This window comes from Streptomyces malaysiensis subsp. samsunensis (genome assembly GCF_024519315.1).
Lineage (GTDB): Bacteria > Actinomycetota > Actinomycetes > Streptomycetales > Streptomycetaceae > Streptomyces > Streptomyces malaysiensis.
This window is the reverse complement of sequence record NZ_JANIIC010000286.1, coordinates 1-346: the sequence shown is the minus strand read 5'-3', so window position 1 is coordinate 346 and position 346 is coordinate 1. Positions and strand designations below refer to the sequence as shown.

Here is a 346-nt window from a genome sequence, read left to right as displayed (position 1 = left end):
GCCGCTGCTGCGGATCGGTCGCCAGCGCCTCCCGCGGACTGATCCCGAAAAACGCCGCGTCGAACGCATCCGCGTCGTAGAGGAAGGCACCCTCGTTGGCATAGCTGGTACCCGGGTGGTCGGGGTCCGGATGGAACAGACCGTCCAGATCCCAGCCCCGGCCGGTCGGAAACGCCCCCATCACGTCCTTCCCCGAGGCGACCAGGTCCCACAGCGCCTCGGGGGAGTTCGCACCTCCCGGGAAGCGGCAGGTCATGCCGACGATCGCCACGGGATCGTCCGCATCGGCCCGCACCGCGAGAGGAGCATGAGAACCGGCTGTCTCGCCGGTCAGCCGGGTGCACAA

The 346-nt window shown here is 69.4% G+C and carries 1 protein-coding gene; it reads right to left on the bottom strand.

Translation table 11 applies throughout. From position 1 onward, the window contains the following. Positions 1–346: beta-ketoacyl synthase N-terminal-like domain-containing protein (locus NQU54_RS48920; protein WP_257636705.1), on the bottom strand; the 346-nt coding region annotated here is incomplete at both ends.